Consider the following 382-nt stretch of genomic DNA (forward strand, 5'->3'; position numbering starts at 1 on the left):
ATCTAGCGTCTAAGACACACGGTCCTCACGGACCATATGTGAAATAATTGGTTTGATGTCTTGATGAATCTTCAGTTTTCAAGGAACAAAGTGGAGCCTAGCGGGATCGAACCGCTGACCTCCTGCGTGCAAGGCAGGCGCTCTCCCAGCTGAGCTAAGGCCCCGTATTGGAATTCTCAAAAAAATGGTGGGCCTAAGTGGACTCGAACCACCGACCTCACGCTTATCAGGCGTGCGCTCTAACCAGCTGAGCTATAGGCCCTCATATTTTGATTGTCGAGAGATTTTGGTCTCTCAAAACTGAACGATGGGCAATGCCACATGGGCATTTTCCTTAGAAAGGAGGTGATCCAGCCGCACCTTCCGATACGGCTACCTTGTT

The 382-nt window shown here is 50.0% G+C and carries 2 tRNA genes; both read right to left on the reverse strand.

Going from position 1 to position 382, the window contains the following annotated elements:
* Positions 1 to 91: 91 nt before the first annotated feature.
* Positions 92 to 164, reverse strand: a tRNA-Ala gene (locus tag KNP84_RS15175).
* A 21-nt stretch (positions 165 to 185) separates the two neighbouring features.
* A tRNA-Ile gene (locus KNP84_RS15180) sits at positions 186 to 262 on the reverse strand.
* Positions 263 to 382: the final 120 nt, after the last annotated feature.

Source organism: Exiguobacterium sp. s70, assembly GCF_018618315.1.
In the GTDB taxonomy this organism is placed as follows: Bacteria; Bacillota; Bacilli; order Exiguobacteriales; family Exiguobacteriaceae; genus Exiguobacterium; species Exiguobacterium chiriqhucha.